Here is a 15,941-nt window from a genome sequence, read left to right on the forward strand (position 1 = left end):
GGCTCAGCGTTCCCCTGCGCGGGTGAACGGCATCGCGTCGGGCGCCACCGCGCCGCCGGAGATGATGAAGCTCATCGCCTGGTCCACCGTCCAGTCGGTGGGCGTGAGCAGTTCGACCGGCACGATCTCCAGATAACCCGATGTCGGGTTGGGCGTGGTGGGGACGTAGACGGCGGCCAGTTCGCGTCCGCTGCCTTCCTCGCGGATCACGCGCGTCACCAGGCCCACCGATTTCATGTCCCGGTGCGGAAAGTCGATCAGCACCACGCGCTGGGTGCTGCCGGGCTTGGTCTCCAGCATGTCCAGCAGCTTGCGTGCGCTGGTGTAGATGACGTTGGCCAGCGGCACGCGGGCGATCAGCGCCTCGAACCAGCGCAGCAGGCGCTGGCCGACCACGCGACGGGTCAGGGCGCCGACGGCGAGGATGACGAACAGCGTGGCCACCATGGCGATGGTGTTCTGCACCCACAGCCCGTTGAACCAGCCCAGCGACTGCGGGAAGGTCGCCGCGATGCGGTGCGACAGCGGTTCCACCCACGGCTTGCTGATGTCCGACAGCAGGACGAAGACGAACTTGATGACCACCCAGGTCAGCCAGATCGGCAGCAGCGTCAGCAGGCCGGTGATGAAAAGCTTCTGCACCGAGGCGCGGTGCGGCGGATGGTCGGGGGGCATGGGGCTATTGTAGGCCGGCACACGGGTCCAGCTGTAGCGTCATCGCGGGGGCGCCGTGGCGCCCACCGGGGTTCAGCCAGTCGCGGTCCGTGCCTCGGGCTTCAGTCGCACGTAGATCTGCTTGCGCACGCGGGCGACGACCTCGTTCTGTGCGTTGAACACATCCGCCGGCATCCAGCGCAGGTATTTCTGGCCATTGGCGGTCTCGGCGCGTATCTCGTCCAGCACGTGCGGGTCCAGGCGGAACTCGGCGTGCAGCGGGCCCTTGCCCGGCTTCACGAACTCGATCTCGGCCGCCTTGTCCCCCACGTAGTAGTCGCGGCCCAGGCGCTCCTTGGCCAGGATCATCCAGAACGGGTCCGTCATCGCGAACAGGCTGCCGCCGAAATGGGTGCCGACGTAGTTGCGGTTCCACGGACGCATGCGCAGCTCGACGCGGGCGAAGCTCCAGTCCGGGGCCAGCTCGGTGACGTGGATGCCGCTGAGCAGGAACGGCGGCCAGACATTGAAGATGTGCCGCAGGGTATTGGGCTTCATGAAAACGATGCGTGGGGACGGAACGGATACGGCGAGGTTCGGCGTCAGAACAGGAGGGAGGACATCTTCCTGCGGTACTGGCCGACGAGCGCCTCGTCCTCGATCACCCGGAACGCATCGATCAGGCTCTTGCGGGCCAGTCCGTCCTCGTACGCGCGGTCGCGCTTGAGCATGTCGAGGAACTGCTCCAGCGCCTGTTCCGAATCGCCATCCACCAGTGCATGCACGCCCAGCAGGTGGCGCGCGCGCAGGTCGGCCGGATCGGCCTGCAGGGTGGTGCGCAGGGCGTCCGGCGACGGCGCGTCCTTCAGTGCGGCCGCGAATCCCAGGCGCGCACGCGCCTTCACGGCGCGGTCGTCGGTGGCCAGGTTGGCGGGCAGGGCGTCGAGCAGGCGCTCGGCCTCGGCCGCCTCACCGGTCTTCAGAAGCGCGAGCACCAGGTCCAGTTTCAGTTCGTCCTTGTCGGGCTCGGCGGCGACGGCTTCGCGCAGCGCGGCCACCTGGGCCTGCGGGTCGAGCGCGACAACCTCTTCCGGGGCGTCGACGGCTTCGGCCGGCTGGATGCCGTGCGATGCCAGGAACTCGCGCAGCTGGCCTTCCGGCAACGCGCCGGGGAAGCCGTCGACCAGCTGTCCCCCCTTCACCAGGAAGACGGTGGGCACGGAGCGGATCTGGAACGCCGCGGCGATCTGCTGTTCCTTGTCCACGTCGACCTTGGCCAGCACGAACGCGCCGTTGTACTCGCCCGCCAGCTTTTCCAGGATCGGCCCCAGGGTCTTGCACGGCCCGCACCAGGTGGCCCAGAAATCCACCAGCACCGGCACGTCCAGCGACTTGCGCAGGACCTCGGCTTCGAAGGTGTCGGTGGTGGCGTCGAATACGTGGGACAGCTCGCTCATCGGTTCGCTCTTGGCGGGGGGGGGGCGTCGCGTTCAGATGGTGGCGCGGCGCGGAGGATACAAGGCGATGTAAAGAAGACTTGACATGGATTTCATTAAATGTAATGTTTGAGTTACATATTGTCTGCTGGAGTGGACGTCATGGCATCGAAGCATTGGGGCTGGTGGGGACTGCTGGGGGTGGGACTGTTGGCGTTCTGGGCACTGCTGGCCGGGCCATCCACCCTGCTGGGCGTGGACCTGGGCAAGGTCGGGACAGCGACGCTGGTGCTGCTGGCATGGGGCGCGCTGTACGCCATTTCGCGGATGCCGCAGGGAAAAGCCGAGCGCGGACTGGCGCCGGGTGAATGGCGGGCCTGGGTCGGCGTGGCGTTCATGCTCGCGGCGACGGGCTACTTCCTCGCCCGCGCGGACGTCTTCGCTGCGGCAGCGCTGCAGGACAACCCGCATGCGTCGGCGGTGGGGCGCCACCTGGTGCTGTTGCTGGTGGCCTGGAGCGTGCTGTCCGGCGTGCTGGGCGCGCGCTGGAAAGGGCGCGTGCAGGAGGACGAGCGCGACCGCGAGATCGAGAAGCGGGCGGCTGGTTGGGGGCGTGGCGCGCTGATCGCGTGCATCGTCGGGCTGGCGCTGATGCTGGCCTTCTCGCCGGTCGAACGGCTGGCCTGGGCGACCCATTTCATGATCGCGAACCTGCTGGTGTTCGCGCTGATGTGGGGCTGGCTGTGCGAGTACGTGGCGACCGCCATGCTGTATTGGCGCGATCGGCGTGGCGCCGCATGACCGGCACGCCGGTCGCCAACGACATCCGCCGCCTGCGCTTCGAACACGGCGAGATGACCCAGCAGGCGCTGGCCGACGCCTGCGGCGTGACCCGGCAGACCATCATCGCGCTGGAAGCAGGGCGGTATGCGCCTTCGCTGGAACTGGCCTTCCGCATCGCACGGGCGTTCGGTGTGGGGGTGGAAGACGTCTTCCATTGGCAACCTTTGGCATAGGGCGCGCCGTGCGCGCTCTGCTAACGTCGCGCCGCGGCGTGGGCCGCGTCATGATCGGATGGGAGGCTGTGATGGGTGTGCGTCGTTTCGTGCTGGGCCTGCTGCTGGCGGGTGCCGTGGCAGGCCCCGCGCTGGCGAAGGATGAAATCCAGGCCTCGGCGGAGACCAACCCGCCCCCTGCCGAAGCCCTGGGCCAGTTCGACCGTTATGAACTCAGGCCAGCCACACTGGCGTCGGATTACGCCGGGCACAAGGCCAACCAGGAGGCGCTGGCGTCGTTCCAACGCAACCTCGACGAACGCGTCGGTGCGTGGGTGGGCGAACGCAATGCGGCGCCGGCCACGCATTCGCCCGTACGCACCCTCGTCATCGAACCGCGCATCGAGAAGATCCGCTTCATCAGCGGCGGCGCGCGCTTCTGGGCGGGCGCCTTCGCGGGCAGCTCGCGCATCCTGGTGAAGATGAAACTTACCGACCAGGACACGGGACAGGTGATCGCCGAACCCGAGTTCTACCAGCATGCCAAGGGCATGGCCGGTGCATGGACATTCGGTGCCGCCGACAACAGCATGCTCGTGCGCAGCGCCTCGCTGGCGCTGGACTACCTGAAGGACAACCACGCCACGGCGCAGGGCGGCCGGACGGGCTGGGAGAAGGAATGACGCGCCGGGGTTAAGATGCGTCACCGAACGGGCAGGCCATGACGGCCTGCCCGTGTCATTTCACCCTTCGCGGACCTGCATGACCTCCCTCACGGCCCGACTCCTTCCCCTGACAGGTGCGCTCGCCGCCATCGCTTTCGTGGGCGCCGTTGCCGGCTTCGGCGTGGCGTTGTCGGGCTACTCGCAGGTCTGGCACCCGGTCGCTGTGCTCGGCGCGAAAGGCGTGCCGCATGCGCTGGGGTTCAACCTGTTGGGTTTCGTGCTGACGGGGGTGTTGGCCGCGGTGGCTGCGCTGGACCTGCGGCACCGCCTGCCGGCCGATGCGGGTTGGCCCGCGCGTGTAGGCGCCCAACTGCTGCTGCTGTCTGCGCTGGGCTTCATCGCCCTGGGCGTGCTGCCGCTGGATCCGGACGACCTGCACAACGAGGCCAGCAGCCTGCATGCGACGGCCTGGCTGCTGTGGTGGGTGGCGTTCGTCCCGGGCGCGACGCTGTTCGCCTTCGGCATGCGCGGGCGAAGCCGTTGGCGACCCGTGGTGAAGGCGAGCATCGTGGCGGCCGCGGTAGTGCTGTTTAGTGCATTGATCGCGGTCGCGCTGATGCCCGCGGGCATCGCACAGCGGCTGGGTTACGCCGCGTGGCTCGGCTGGCTGTGCGTGGCATCGCGCGCCGGCAGATGAGTACATCGGCCGCGCGAGCATGACCTGATTCGGCCATGCCGCACGACGCCGCGTTGCGGCGCATTCGTCATCGCATCATCGGGCAGGGGCGTCGAGAGTCGGACGGCGATAGACCTGGCCGTCCTTCATCACGAAATCCACCTTCAGCACGGCGTTGATGTCGTCAACCGGATTCCCCGGCACGGCCACGATGTCCGCGCGCTTGCCGGCCTCGATCACACCCTGGTCGTCCACGCCCAGCACCTCCGCCGCGCGGATCGTCGCCGCCTGCAGCGCGTAGGCGGCCGGCATGCCGGCTTCCACCATGTAGACGAACTCGCGCGCGTTGTCGCCGTGCGGTCCCACGCCCATGTCGGTGCCGAAGGCGATCTTCACACCGTTGCGGTAGGCCTTGCCGGCGGTGTCCTGGATCAGGGCGCCGATGCGCTCGGCCTTGGGCCTCACCACGGCCGGGAAGTAGCCGTCGATCTTCGCCTTCTCGGCGACGAAGCGGCCCGCCGAGATCGTGGGCACGTACCAGGTGCCGTGCTGTTTCATCAGCCGCATCACCTCCTCGTCCATGTAGGTGCCGTGCTCGATGCTGGTCACGCCGCCGAGGATGGCGCGCTTCATGCCCTCCTTGCCGTGCGCGTGCGCCGCCACGCGGAATCCGTAGTCGCGTGCGGTGTCGACGATGGCCTTCACTTCGTCCACGGTGAACTGCGGCGCGTCGCCGGACTTGGCGTAGCTCAGCACCCCGCCGGTGGCGGTGATCTTGATGACGTCGCTGCCGTCCTTGTAGCGCTGGCGCACGGCCTGGCGGGCGTCGTCGATGGAATTGATGACGCCCTCGGTCGGCCCGGGCGGGCCCATCAGGGGCGACAGGAGGGGATTGAAGCGATTGGGGGGGTCGGCGTGCCCGCCGGTGGTGGCGATGGAGGTGCCCGCGGCGAAGATGCGGGGCCCCTTCACGGCGCCCTGGTTGACGGCGTCGCGCAGGTGCAGGGTCACGTCTCCCCCGAGGTCGCGCACGCTGGTGAAGCCGGCCATCAGCGTCTTCTCCGCATAGCCCACCGAGCGGTAGGCGAAGTCCACCGGATCCAGGCGGAAGCCCTCCGAATAGCTCTGCGGGCTGGATTCGCCGTCCAGGTGAACGTGCAGGTCGGTCCATCCCGGCGTGCAGGTGTGATCTGCCAGGACGATGGATTCGGCGTCGGCCAGCTTGGCGCGGCCAGGGATGACCTCGGCGATCCGGCCGTCGCGGACCAGCACGGTGTGCTCGCCCAGGACCTTGCCGCTGCGGGCATCGAACACCCGTTCGCAGTGCAGCGCCAGGGTGCGGGGCGCTGCCGGCCCGGCGGCCAGGGCATCCGGGGCAGCGGGCAGGCCGCAGGCGGCCAGAGCGAGGGCAAGGGCGGTTCTGTTCATCTGGATTCCCCGGTTTCGACCCGTCCATGCTAACCGCTGGCATGGCGGGCCATGGTGCGCTGCGGTACCCTTGGCCGCTTTGCCGTCGCCGTTGCCGCACACCACCATGTCCACTGCCGCCGAACCCGCTTCCTACGATCCGAAAACCGTCGAGTCCCAGGCCCAGGCCTTCTGGGAGGCCCGACGCGCCTTCGAAGTCGACGAGCGGTCGGACAAGCCGAAGTACTACTGCCTGTCGATGCTGCCGTATCCGTCCGGGGCGCTGCACATGGGCCACGTGCGCAACTACACCATCGGCGACGTGATCAGCCGCTACAAGCGCATGACCGGCCACAACGTGCTGCAGCCGATGGGCTGGGACGCGTTCGGCCTGCCGGCCGAGAACGCGGCGATCAAGAACAGGACCGCCCCGGCCAAGTGGACCTACGCCAACATCGAGCACATGCGCAGCCAGCTGAAGTCGCTGGGCTATGCGATCGACTGGTCGCGCGAATTCGCCACCTGCCGTCCCGAGTACTACGTGCACGAGCAGCGCATGTTCACCCGCCTGCTGCGCAAGGGCCTGGCCTACCGCAAGAACTCGGTGGTGAACTGGGATCCGGTGGACCAGACCGTGCTGGCCAACGAGCAGGTGATCGACGGCCGCGGCTGGCGCAGTGGTGCGCTGGTGGAGAAGCGGGAGATTCCGCAGTGGTTCCTGCGCATCACCGACTACGCGCAGGAACTGCTGGACGGCCTGGACAACCTGCCGGGCTGGCCGGACGCGGTCAAGACCATGCAGCGTAACTGGATCGGCCGTTCCGAAGGCCTGGAAATCCAGTTCAACGTCGAGGGCCACGAACCGCTGACGGTGTTCACCACACGCCCCGACACGCTGATGGGTGTGACCTTCGTGTCGATCGCCGGCGAACATCCGCTGGCGCTGAAGGCCGCGGCGGCAAATCCGGCGTTGGCCGCGTTCCTCGAGGAACTCAAGCATGGCGGCGTGTCGGAAGCGGAACTGGAAACGCAGGAAAAGCGCGGCATGGATACCGGCCTGCGCGCCGTGCATCCGATCACCGGCGACAAGGTGCCGGTGTGGGTGGCCAACTTCGTGCTGATGGGCTACGGCACCGGCGCGGTGATGGCGGTGCCGGGACACGACCAGCGCGATTTCGAGTTCGCCACCAAATACGCGCTGCCGATCCAGCAGGTCATCGCGCTGAAGTCGCCGCGGAACGACGACGAGAAGACCTACGACCCGACCACCTGGCGCGACTGGTACGGCGACAAGACCCGCGACGACCTGGAGCTGGTCAATTCCGGCGAGTTCGACGGACTGGATTACCGCGGTGCCTTCGAGGCGCTGGCCGAGCGCTTCGAGCGCAAGGGCCAGGGCCAGCGCCGGGTGAACTACCGCCTGCGCGACTGGGGCGTCAGCCGCCAGCGCTATTGGGGCTGTCCGATCCCGGTGATCTATTGCGACAGCTGCGGCGCCGTGCCGGTGCCGGATTCGGATCTGCCGGTGGTACTGCCGGAGAACGTCACCCTGGACGGCGTGAAGTCGCCGATCAAGGCCGACCCGGAATGGCGCAAGACGAAGTGCCCGCAATGCGGCGGCGCCGCCGAACGCGAGACCGACACCTTCGACACCTTCATGGAGTCCAGCTGGTACTACGCGCGCTACACCTCGCCCGGCGCCAAGGACATGGTGGACAAGCGCGGCAACTACTGGTTGCCGGTGGACCAGTACATCGGCGGCATCGAGCACGCGATCCTGCACCTGATGTATTTCCGCTTCTATCACAAGCTGCTGCGCGACGCGCGCCTGGTGGACAGCGATGAACCGGCCACCAACCTGCTGACGCAGGGCATGGTGATCGCCGAGACGTTCTACCGCGACAACGCCGACGGCTCGAAGGACTGGATCAATCCGGCCGACGTGGACATCCAGCGCGACGACAAGGCGCGCGTTGTCGGCGCCACGCTGAAGGCCGACGGCCAGCCGGTGAGGATCGGTGCGGTCGAGAAGATGTCCAAGTCGAAGAACAACGGCGTGGACCCGCAGTCGATGGTCGACAAGTTCGGTGCCGATACCGTGCGCCTGTTCTCCATGTTTGCCGCGCCGCCCGAGCAGTCGCTGGAATGGAACGAGGCCGGCGTGGAAGGCATGGCGCGCTTCCTGCGCCGGTTATGGACGCAGGTGCAGAAGCATGCCGCCGACGGCCCCGCGCCGGCGCTGGACGTGGCGTCCCTGACGGCCGAGCAGAAGGCGGTGCGCCGCAAGACCCACGAGACCATCGACAAGGTCGGCAACGATTACGGCAAGCGCCACAGCTTCAATACCGCCATCGCCGCGGTGATGGAGCTGTCGAACGCGCTGGGCAAGTTCGACGATGCCAGCCCTCAAGGGCGCGCGGTGCGTCAGGAAGCGCTGGAGTCGGCGGTGCTGCTGCTGAACCCCATCACCCCGCATGCCAGCCATGCGCTGTGGCAGGCGCTGGGCCACGCCGAGACGCTGATCGAGGACGTGGCGTTCCCGCAGGTCGATGCGGCCGCGCTGGTACGCGATTCGGTGACGCTGGCGGTGCAGGTCAACGGCAAGCTGCGGGGCACGATCGAGGTGGCCGCCGATGCGCCGCGGGACCAGGTGGAGGCGCTGGCGAAGGCCGAGCCCAACACCGCCAAGTTCATGGAGGGACTGGCCATCAGGAAGGTGATCGTGGTGCCCGGCAAGATCGTCAACATCGTCGCCGGATGATGAGCCGGGGCGCCTTGCCCCGGCGTTCACCTGCGGTCCGGCTAGGCTATTGCCGCCCATGACGGGCTCGTCCAGACTTCGCCCATGATCCGATTCCGCCTGCCCGTCCTCGTCCTCGCCCTGGTCCTCCTGGCCGGCTGCGGTTTCCACCTGCGCAACAGGATCGCATTGCCGTCCGATCTGGGCCCGGTCCGGGTGGTCGGTGCCTCCACGTCGTACAGCGCGCTGGTCACCAGCCTGTCGCGTGGCCTGCAGGCTGCCGGCGCCACGCTTGCCGCGCCGCCGGGGGAAGACGCCGCCACCGCAGCGGACGCGCAGGTCGCCACGCTGCGCATCATGTCCGAGCGCTGGGGCGATCTGCCCATTGCGGTGGACCAGTTCGGCCGTGCCCAGGAGTTCAGTCTGCGCTACGCCGTGGTGTTCGCATTCACCAAGGCCGACGGTACCGACCTGGTACCGCAGCAGGTGGTCGAACTGTCGCGCGACTACGTGTCGCCGCCGCAGGATGCGACGGGTACGACGACCGAGCGCGAGGTGCTGGCGGAAGAGCTGCGTCGCGAAATGGCGGCGTCCATCCTCCGCCGCGTCGATGGCGTCGTGCGTTCCAGCCCGGTGAACGCGGCGCCCTGATGGAGCTGAAGCCGGAACAGCTGGCGGCACGCGGTACCACCGAGCCGCTGTATCCGGTTTACCTGATCGCCGGCCCCGAAACGCTGCGCGTGCTGGAGGCGGCCGACGCCGTGCGTGCACAGGCGCGGGCGCAGGGCATCGGTGAGCGCGAAGGCTTCGATGCGGACGGGCGTGATTTCGACTGGGGCCAGCTGGAGGCGAGCTTCAACGCGCCCAGCCTGTTCAGTGCCCGCCGCCTGGTGGAAGTGCGCCTGCCCGGTGGCAAGCCGGGCAAGGAAGGCGCCGAGGTCATCAGCGCCTTCTGCGCGAACCCGCCGCCCGACGTGGTGCTGCTGATCACCGCAGGCGAATGGGGCAAGGCCTACCAGGGCAAGTGGAGCGATGCCATCGCACGCGTCGGCGTGGTCGCGGTAGCGTGGGCCATCAAGCCGCACGAACTGCCGGGTTGGATCGAAAGCCGACTGCGCAGCAAGGGCCTGCGTGCGGATCGCGATGCCGTGCAGCTGCTGGCGGATCGCGTTGAAGGCAATCTGCTCGCCGCGGCGCAGGAAATCGACAAGCTGGCCCTGCTCAGCAACGGCGAAGTGCTCGATGCCGAGCGCATGGAGTCGCTGGTCGCCAATGCGGCGCGCTACGACGTGTTCCGCCTGACCGATGCCGTGCTGGCGGGGCAGGGCGCACAGGTATCGCGCATCCTCGCCGGTCTGCGGGCCGAGGGGGACATGGTCGCGGGCCTGATGCCGATGGTGGTGAAGGAACTGCTGCGCACGGCTGCGCTGGCGCGCGTGCAGGCCGGTGGCGGCAATCTGGCCGCCGAGATGAAGGCGCAGGGCATCTGGGAGGCCAAGCAGGCGCCGTTCAAGCGCGCACTGCAACGGCACGCCTCACCGGCGCGTTGGGACCGCTTCGTCGCCGAGGCCTCGAAGATCGACCGTACCGCCAAGGGACGCGGCGAGGGCGATGCCTGGGTGGCGCTGGAGCGGCTGCTGCTGGCCATCGCCGACGCCAAGGCCGTGCGTCTGCTGGTGGCCTGACGGCACGCGCGATGCTGCGGCTCTTCTACGGCGGCACGTTCGACCCCATCCACAACGGACACCTGGCCATCGCGCGCGCGGCGCGCGACGCGCTGTGCGTGACCGTGCGCCTGATGCCGGCCGCAGACCCCCCGCACCGCGCGCCACCGGGCGCGAGCGCGGCGCAGCGCGCGCACCTGCTCGATCTCGCGGTACAGGGCGAGGAGGGCCTGTGCGTGGATCGGCGCGAACTGCGCCGGGCCGCACGGCTGCCGGGGTCGCGGTCGTACACGGTGGACACGCTGCGCGAACTGCGCGTGGAGCTGGGCGACGCAGCCCCCCTGGCCCTGCTGATCGGGGCCGACAGCCTGCTGGGACTGCCGGGATGGCACGAATGGCGGGCGCTGTTCGGCCTGGCCCATTTCGTGGTGGCGGACCGGCCCGGCAACCTCTTGGATGCCGGCCTGCTGCCCGATCTGGCCGATGCGCTGGCCTCGCGCGGGACCTCCGAGGCCGAGGCGCGGGGCAGGGCCCCCGCCGGCCTGGTGTACCGGCTGGACCACCCGTTGCAGCCCGAATCGGCCACCGACATCCGGCGCCGGATCTCTACCGGTGAGCCCTGGCGCCACCTGGTGCCGGCCCGCGTCGCCACGGCGATCGCCGACGAAAGGCTCTACCTTGACCGGGCCGCGACGCACGGTCCGCTATAATCCGTCCCGTATCTCCAGAGCCACCAAGCCTTTGTCCAGCCAAGCCCACGTCATCAAGACCCGCCTCCCCAGCCCGCCGCCGGCCCTGCCGGACCTGCTCGCCAACGTCCATGCGGCCGTGCAGGAACTGAAAGCCAAGGACGTCGTCGAGATCGACGTGCGCGGCAAGTCCAGCGTTGCCGACTACCTGGTCATCGCCTCGGGCACCTCGACGCGCCACGTGAAGTCGATCGCCGACGAAGTGGTGAAGTTCGCCAAGAAGCTGGACGTCATGCCGCTGGGCGTGGAAGGCGAGCGCGAGGCCGAATGGGTGCTGGTGGACCTGGGCGACGTCATCGTCCACGTCATGCTGCCGCGCGTGCGCGAGTTCTATGCGCTCGAGCGCCTGTGGACGGTGGGCGACCAGCCGCCAGAGGACGTCGAGACCGCGGACGAATCGCGTCTCTGAGACCCTGTCGTTTCCGTGCGAAGGCGCCCCTCGGGCGCCTTCGTCGTTTGCAGGCGGCTATCATGCCTTCATGAAATGCCGTCTCATCGCCACCGGCGAGCGTGCGCCGTCATGGGTCGCCCAGGGATTCGCCGAGTACCAGAAGCGGTTGTCGCACTGGCTGCCGTTCGAACTGGTCGAGATCGAGCCGGGCCTGCGCGGCAAGGGCCGCGATCCGCAGCGTGCGATCGACGACGAAGGCAAGCGCGTGCTGGCGGCACTGCCGAAGAACGCCCATGTCGTCGCGCTGGAGGTCACCGGCAAGCCGTATTCGTCGGAACAGCTCGCACAGCGGTTGGAGCACTGGCGCACGCTGGGGCGCGATATCGCCCTGCTGATCGGCGGGCCGGAAGGCCATGCGCCCGACGTGGTCGCCGCGGCGCACGAGAAATGGTCGCTCAGCCCGCTGACGCTGCCGCACATGCTGGTGCGGCTGGTGGTGGCCGAACAGGTATATCGCGCGGCGGCGATGCTGGCGAACCATCCCTATCACCGCGCCTGATGCGGTGGTGCATTGTCGGAACCCCAAGAAAAAGCCCGCCATCCGGCGGGCTTCTTCGTTCATGCGGCCCGCATCACTGCAGGCTGAAGGCGATCGGCACCAGGCCGTAGGCCTGCACTGCCTGTCCGTCCTGCATGGCGGGCTTGAAACGCCAGGTCTTCAGTACGTGCTGGAGCGCCGCCTTGTCCAGGTTGCGGTTGCCGCTGCTGCTCTCGACGGTCACGCTGACGGGCGTGCCATCCACGTCCACCAGCACGCGCAGCAGCACCGTGCCCTGCACGCCGTTGCGCAGCTCGTTGATCGGATAGCGCGGTGAAGTCGCACGGACATACTCCAGCGTCGCCGAAGGCAGCGGGCCACCCAGGGCCGGACTCGTGATGGCGCCGGTGTCGACCATGGACTGCTCGATGACGGGCTCGCTGCCCCCTTCGACGATCACGGGGGTATCCGCCACCGGCGTCACGACATCGACCCGCTTCTGGATCACGTCAGGCTTCTTTTCGGGGACGATCTTGCGCTCCTCGATCACGGGTACGGGATCGGGGAGAACCTTCTTCTCGTAGATCTGGAAGATGGGATCCTTGGGAGCGTCGAGGGCCACCGGCTTGATCGGCGGGGCCGCCATCGGCATCAGCAGCATCAGCAACGCGATCGCATGGACCGCGATGGCGGCGGCGAGGGCCGCGATGCGGCCGCTGTCGATGCGGGGTCGGAACCGTGGGGTAGTGCGCGAACCATGATCCACCTCCTGAGGGCTGTGAACGGAACAACGCTCGGCCGCGAGGAGTGGGGTTGCAACGTCCTGGCGCCGCAAGTCCAGACTGTACTCCCCCGCACGTTGGCTGCAAGAGGGGAGGGCTTCGACCTTGGGCGTAGTCCGGGATGGCCGGCCGCCAACGAAAACGGCGCCCCGGAGGGCGCCGTCTGGGTCGTCGCGTGACAGGGATCACTTGCCCAGTTCGAACACCACGTCCAGGTTGACCGAGACCGTGGTTTCGCCCGGCGAGACCGGCGGCGCGCCGCTGGCGTCGCGGGCTTCCATCTTGGCCATCGCCATCATCGGGACCGGACGGAAGCCGCCATTGCCCTCGGAGATGCTGACGATCCGGCGCACCTTCAGGCCCAGCGACTTCGCATAGGTCTCGGCACGGCCCTGGGCCTTCTTCAGCGCGGCCAGGCGGGCCTCGTCATAGACCGGCTCCGGGTTGTCGATCTCGAAGCTCGGGCCGTTGATCTGGTTGGCGCCCACGCCGGCCAGCGCGTCCAGCACCTTGCCCAGCTTGGCGATGTCGCGGACCTTCACGCTGACCGTGTTGTTGGCCTGGTAGCCGGTGATCTTGGGGGCTTCGTTCTCGGCGTAGCGGTACTGCGGATTGAGGCTGATCCCGCTGGTCTGCACGTCCTTGTCGGCGATGCCGGCAGCCTTGATGGCCGCGACCACCTTCGCCATCTGCTCGCTGTTCTGGCGCATGGCGGTGTTGCCGTCCACGGCCTGGGTGACCACGCCGGCGGAGATCGTGGCGATGTCGGGCACGCGCGAGGCCTCGGCCTGCGCCGACACGTTGAGCAGGGTCCCGTCGGAGGGGATGGCGTAGGCAGGGGAGGTCTGGGCGTGGCTGGTCATGGCGGCGGTGGTTCCCAGGGACAGGGTCAGGGCGAGCAGCAGGGGGCGGATCAGGGGCAGGCGCATGGGATCTCCTTTTCGTGGTTCGGATGGCGGGACACCCGGTCGTCGTCGACGCGCAAGGGTGTTCACGATGACATGAACGGGCCGTGATCTGCGGCAGGGTTACCGGGATGCGGCCGGCATCAGCGGTCATTCAGTCAGGCGCCGCGGGTTATTCTTCCGTGATGCTCTATCTGGCCTCCCAATCCCCCCGCCGTGCCGAACTGCTGACCCGCCTGGGGCTGTCGTTCGGCCGGATCGACCTGGACATCCCCGAACAGCGCCAGCCCGGCGAACCGGCCATCGACTACGTGCGCCGCGTCGCCCGGGAAAAGGCCGGTGCCGGGTTGCTGAAGGTCATGGCCACCCCCGGCGCGGTGGTGCTGGGCGCCGACACTGAAGTCATCCTGGAGGACGAGGTGTTCGGCAAGCCGGCCGACGAAGCGGAGGCCGCCGCCATGCTGCGCCGCCTGTCCGGCCGCACCCACCAGGCGGTGTCCGCCGTCTCGGTGGTGAGCGCCGGGCGCGAGGCGCAGGCGCTGGTGGTCACCGACGTCACCTTCGCCGACCTGGACGAGGCCGACATCGCAGCCTACGTCGCCAGCGGAGAGGCGATGGGCAAGGCCGGGGCGTATGGCATCCAGGGGCGCGCCGAGCAGTTCGTCACCCGCCTGGCCGGCAGCTACTCGGCCGTGATGGGTCTGCCCCTGCACGAGACGGCGAAGCTGCTGCGCGGCTTCGGCATCCATCCAACGGCAACCGCCGCCACCGCGTCAGCCTGAGGAAGGACCCCATGTCGGAAGAGATCCTGGTCAACGTCACCCCGCGCGAGACCCGCGTGGCGGTGATCGAGAACGGCATGCTGCAGGAACTGCACATCGAACGCGGCTGGCGCCGCGGCGTGGTGGGCAACATCTATAAGGGCAAGGTGCAGCGGGTGATGCCGGGCATGCAGGCCGCGTTCGTCGAAGTCGGACTGGAGCGCGCCGCCTTCCTGCACGCCAACGACATCGTGCGTTCCTCGCCGGACGCCGTGGTCGATGGCGAAGAGGCCGCCCTGCCCACGCCGCCCCCCGCGCCGATCATGGACCTGTTGCGCGACGGGCAGGACATCGTGGTGCAGGTGGTGAAGGACCCGATCGGCAGCAAGGGCGCGCGGCTGACCACGCAGATCAGCATACCCTCGCGCTACCTGGTGCTGCTGCCGCAGTCCAAGGTGATCGGCGTGTCCGCACGGATCGAGGACGAAGCCGAGCGTCATCGCCTGAAGCAGACCGTCACCGAACTGGCCGGCCTGCACGGCGGCCACGGCTACATCATCCGCACCAACGCCGAGGGCCAGCCGGTCGAGGCGCTGGCCGAGGACATCGCCTACCTGTCGCGCGTCTGGAACGTGGTCGAACGCCGCGGGCGCGAATCGCCCTCGTGCAGCATTCTGTATGAAGACCTCAGCCTGCCGCTGCGCGCGGTGCGTGACCTCATCCGCAAGGACGTGGACAAGGTGAAGGTCGATTCCAAGGAAACCCACGAGCGGCTGCAGGCCTTCGTCGCCAAGTACATGCCGGTGCTGGCCGAGCGCATCGAACTGTATTCGGGCGAGCGCCCCATCTTGGACCTGTACGGGGTGGAGGACGAGATCGGCCGCGCGCTGGACAAGCAGGTGCCCCTGAAGTCGGGCGGTTACCTGGTGATCGACCAGACCGAGGCGATGACCACGGTCGACGTGAACACCGGTTCGTTCCTCGGCCAGCGCAACCTCGAGGAAACCGTCTTCCGTACCAACCTGGAAGCGGCGCAGGCGGTCGCGCGCCAGCTGCGGCTGCGCAACCTGGGCGGCATCATCATCATCGACTTCATCGACATGGACGATCCCGAGCATCGCCGCCAGGTGTTGCGCACGCTGGAGAAGTCGCTGGCGAAGGACCATGCCAAGACCACGGTGTACGAGTTCTCGCCGCTGGGCCTGGTGGAGATGACGCGCAAGCGCACGGTGGAGAGCCTGGCCCGCCAGCTGTCCGAACCGTGTCCGGAATGCAGCGGGCGCGGCAGCATCAAGACCACCGAAACCGTCACCTACGAGATCTTCCGCGAGATCACCCGCGCCGTGCGCCAGTTCGAGGCGGCGCGCCTGCTGGTGATCGCCTCGCCGAAGGTGGTCGCCCGCATCACCGACGAGGAATCGACGGCGGTGGCGGAGCTGGAAGAGTTCCTGGGCAAGTCGATCCGCTTCCAGGCCGACGACCAGTACCTGCAGGAGCAGTTCGATGTCGTGCTGCTGTAAGGCCGGGATGGGAGATTCGGCATTCGGGATTCGTGAAGGTGGATCCCGGGGCCTGCTT

At 68.2% G+C, this 15,941-nt stretch carries 18 protein-coding genes; 12 read left to right on the forward strand and 6 right to left on the reverse strand.

All coding sequences use genetic code 11. The features are described from left to right. Nucleotides 1-3 precede the first annotated feature (3 nt). From CSC76_RS11985 to trxA, 3 genes are all read right to left on the reverse strand, one after another. Nucleotides 4-675 carry a DUF502 domain-containing protein gene (locus tag CSC76_RS11985; RefSeq protein WP_162110242.1) on the reverse strand — a complete coding sequence of 224 codons (672 nt, stop codon included), beginning with the start codon at nucleotides 673-675 and terminating at the stop codon, nucleotides 4-6. Between the two features lie 72 nt (nucleotides 676-747). Continuing rightward, nucleotides 748-1,212: a DUF4442 domain-containing protein gene (locus CSC76_RS11990; RefSeq protein ID WP_162110243.1), complete on the reverse strand. Its 465-nt coding sequence runs from the start codon at nucleotides 1,210-1,212 to the stop codon at nucleotides 748-750. Between the two features lie 44 nt (nucleotides 1,213-1,256). Continuing rightward, the gene (gene trxA, locus CSC76_RS11995) at nucleotides 1,257-2,111 is read right to left on the reverse strand and encodes a thioredoxin (RefSeq protein ID WP_162110244.1); all 855 of its coding nucleotides are present in this window, start codon (nucleotides 2,109-2,111) and stop codon (nucleotides 1,257-1,259) included. A 141-nt stretch (nucleotides 2,112-2,252) separates the two neighbouring features. On the opposite strand from trxA, the gene CSC76_RS12000 reads away from it, so the two are divergent. The 4 genes from CSC76_RS12000 to CSC76_RS12015 all read left to right on the forward strand — a co-directional run bounded on the left by CSC76_RS12000 (nucleotide 2,253) and on the right by CSC76_RS12015 (nucleotide 4,447). Beyond that, nucleotides 2,253-2,891: a hypothetical protein gene (locus CSC76_RS12000; protein WP_162110245.1), complete on the forward strand. Its 639-nt coding sequence runs from the start codon at nucleotides 2,253-2,255 to the stop codon at nucleotides 2,889-2,891. After that, nucleotides 2,888-3,106 (forward strand): helix-turn-helix transcriptional regulator, encoded by a 219-nt coding sequence (locus CSC76_RS12005; RefSeq protein ID WP_162110246.1) that lies wholly within the window; start codon nucleotides 2,888-2,890, stop codon nucleotides 3,104-3,106. The genes CSC76_RS12000 and CSC76_RS12005 overlap by 4 nt, the downstream gene beginning before the upstream one ends. A 71-nt stretch (nucleotides 3,107-3,177) precedes the next feature. Continuing rightward, entirely contained in the window at nucleotides 3,178-3,768 is a 591-nt protein-coding gene (locus CSC76_RS12010) for a hypothetical protein (protein ID WP_162110247.1), read from the forward strand. Between the two features lie 79 nt (nucleotides 3,769-3,847). Then, entirely contained in the window at nucleotides 3,848-4,447 is a 600-nt protein-coding gene (locus CSC76_RS12015; protein ID WP_162110248.1) for a DUF998 domain-containing protein, read from the forward strand. A gap of 75 nt (nucleotides 4,448-4,522) precedes the next feature. On the opposite strand, the gene CSC76_RS12020 is transcribed toward CSC76_RS12015, so the two are convergent. Then, nucleotides 4,523-5,854 (reverse strand): metal-dependent hydrolase family protein, encoded by a 1,332-nt coding sequence (locus tag CSC76_RS12020; RefSeq protein ID WP_162110249.1) that lies wholly within the window; start codon nucleotides 5,852-5,854, stop codon nucleotides 4,523-4,525. Between the two features lie 106 nt (nucleotides 5,855-5,960). Here CSC76_RS12020 and leuS point away from each other — a divergent pair, with 106 nt between their 5' ends. The 6 genes from leuS (at nucleotide 5,961) to rlmH (ending at nucleotide 11,936) form a co-directional block, all read left to right on the forward strand. Beyond that, complete coding sequence (gene leuS / locus CSC76_RS12025; RefSeq protein WP_162110250.1) at nucleotides 5,961-8,594, forward strand: leucine--tRNA ligase; 2,634 nt, start codon at nucleotides 5,961-5,963, stop codon at nucleotides 8,592-8,594. 99 nt (nucleotides 8,595-8,693) lie between these two features. Further along, nucleotides 8,694-9,224 carry an LPS-assembly lipoprotein LptE gene (locus CSC76_RS12030; protein ID WP_162110270.1) on the forward strand — a complete coding sequence of 177 codons (531 nt, stop codon included), beginning with the start codon at nucleotides 8,694-8,696 and terminating at the stop codon, nucleotides 9,222-9,224. Continuing rightward, nucleotides 9,224-10,258, forward strand: a complete 1,035-nt coding sequence (gene holA / locus CSC76_RS12035; RefSeq protein WP_162110251.1) for a DNA polymerase III subunit delta — start codon at nucleotides 9,224-9,226, stop codon at nucleotides 10,256-10,258. Before CSC76_RS12030 ends, holA begins: the two co-directional genes overlap by 1 nt. A gap of 11 nt (nucleotides 10,259-10,269) precedes the next feature. Continuing rightward, nucleotides 10,270-10,947, forward strand: a complete 678-nt coding sequence (gene nadD, locus CSC76_RS12040) for a nicotinate-nucleotide adenylyltransferase (protein WP_162110252.1) — start codon at nucleotides 10,270-10,272, stop codon at nucleotides 10,945-10,947. Nucleotides 10,948-10,978: 31 nt separating this feature from the next. Next, nucleotides 10,979-11,395, forward strand: a complete 417-nt coding sequence (gene rsfS / locus CSC76_RS12045; protein ID WP_162110253.1) for a ribosome silencing factor — start codon at nucleotides 10,979-10,981, stop codon at nucleotides 11,393-11,395. 70 nt (nucleotides 11,396-11,465) lie between these two features. Continuing rightward, a complete protein-coding gene (rlmH, locus tag CSC76_RS12050) occupies nucleotides 11,466-11,936 on the forward strand; it encodes a 23S rRNA (pseudouridine(1915)-N(3))-methyltransferase RlmH (RefSeq protein ID WP_162110254.1) in 471 nt (156 codons plus the stop codon). A gap of 73 nt (nucleotides 11,937-12,009) precedes the next feature. Here the strand turns inward: rlmH and CSC76_RS12055 are convergent, their stop codons facing one another. Together CSC76_RS12055 and CSC76_RS12060 are read right to left on the reverse strand one after the other, a co-directional pair. Beyond that, nucleotides 12,010-12,681 (reverse strand): energy transducer TonB, encoded by a 672-nt coding sequence (locus CSC76_RS12055; RefSeq protein ID WP_162110255.1) that lies wholly within the window; start codon nucleotides 12,679-12,681, stop codon nucleotides 12,010-12,012. 201 nt (nucleotides 12,682-12,882) lie between these two features. Beyond that, entirely contained in the window at nucleotides 12,883-13,626 is a 744-nt protein-coding gene (locus tag CSC76_RS12060) for an SIMPL domain-containing protein (RefSeq protein ID WP_162110256.1), read from the reverse strand. Between the two features lie 161 nt (nucleotides 13,627-13,787). On the opposite strand from CSC76_RS12060, the gene CSC76_RS12065 reads away from it, so the two are divergent. Both CSC76_RS12065 and rng read left to right on the forward strand, forming a co-directional pair. After that, a complete protein-coding gene (locus CSC76_RS12065; protein WP_162110271.1) occupies nucleotides 13,788-14,384 on the forward strand; it encodes a Maf family protein in 597 nt (198 codons plus the stop codon). An 11-nt stretch (nucleotides 14,385-14,395) separates the two neighbouring features. Continuing rightward, complete coding sequence (gene rng / locus CSC76_RS12070; protein WP_162110257.1) at nucleotides 14,396-15,883, forward strand: ribonuclease G; 1,488 nt, start codon at nucleotides 14,396-14,398, stop codon at nucleotides 15,881-15,883. Nucleotides 15,884-15,941 lie beyond the last annotated feature (58 nt).

It is taken from the genome of Pseudoxanthomonas mexicana, assembly GCF_010093385.1.
In the GTDB taxonomy this organism is placed as follows: domain Bacteria; phylum Pseudomonadota; class Gammaproteobacteria; order Xanthomonadales; family Xanthomonadaceae; genus Pseudoxanthomonas_A; species Pseudoxanthomonas_A mexicana.

What these genes read in the sequence shown, in the direction of transcription:
- CSC76_RS12020 (WP_162110249.1), bottom strand. Translation starts at nt 5,854, where the DNA reads ATGAACAGAACCGCCCTTGCCCTCGCTCTGGCCGCCTGCGGCCTGCCC.
- leuS (WP_162110250.1), top strand. Translation starts at nt 5,961, where the DNA reads ATGTCCACTGCCGCCGAACCCGCTTCCTACGATCCGAAAACCGTCGAG.
- CSC76_RS12015 (WP_162110248.1), top strand. Translation starts at nt 3,848, where the DNA reads ATGACCTCCCTCACGGCCCGACTCCTTCCCCTGACAGGTGCGCTCGCC.
- CSC76_RS12065 (WP_162110271.1), top strand. Translation starts at nt 13,788, where the DNA reads ATGCTCTATCTGGCCTCCCAATCCCCCCGCCGTGCCGAACTGCTGACC.
- rlmH (WP_162110254.1), top strand. Translation starts at nt 11,466, where the DNA reads ATGAAATGCCGTCTCATCGCCACCGGCGAGCGTGCGCCGTCATGGGTC.
- CSC76_RS12000 (WP_162110245.1), top strand. Translation starts at nt 2,253, where the DNA reads ATGGCATCGAAGCATTGGGGCTGGTGGGGACTGCTGGGGGTGGGACTG.
- CSC76_RS11985 (WP_162110242.1), bottom strand. Translation starts at nt 675, where the DNA reads ATGCCCCCCGACCATCCGCCGCACCGCGCCTCGGTGCAGAAGCTTTTC.
- nadD (WP_162110252.1), top strand. Translation starts at nt 10,270, where the DNA reads ATGCTGCGGCTCTTCTACGGCGGCACGTTCGACCCCATCCACAACGGA.
- CSC76_RS11990 (WP_162110243.1), bottom strand. Translation starts at nt 1,212, where the DNA reads ATGAAGCCCAATACCCTGCGGCACATCTTCAATGTCTGGCCGCCGTTC.
- trxA (WP_162110244.1), bottom strand. Translation starts at nt 2,111, where the DNA reads ATGAGCGAGCTGTCCCACGTATTCGACGCCACCACCGACACCTTCGAA.
- CSC76_RS12005 (WP_162110246.1), top strand. Translation starts at nt 2,888, where the DNA reads ATGACCGGCACGCCGGTCGCCAACGACATCCGCCGCCTGCGCTTCGAA.
- rng (WP_162110257.1), top strand. Translation starts at nt 14,396, where the DNA reads ATGTCGGAAGAGATCCTGGTCAACGTCACCCCGCGCGAGACCCGCGTG.
- holA (WP_162110251.1), top strand. Translation starts at nt 9,224, where the DNA reads ATGGAGCTGAAGCCGGAACAGCTGGCGGCACGCGGTACCACCGAGCCG.
- CSC76_RS12010 (WP_162110247.1), top strand. Translation starts at nt 3,178, where the DNA reads ATGGGTGTGCGTCGTTTCGTGCTGGGCCTGCTGCTGGCGGGTGCCGTG.
- CSC76_RS12060 (WP_162110256.1), bottom strand. Translation starts at nt 13,626, where the DNA reads ATGCGCCTGCCCCTGATCCGCCCCCTGCTGCTCGCCCTGACCCTGTCC.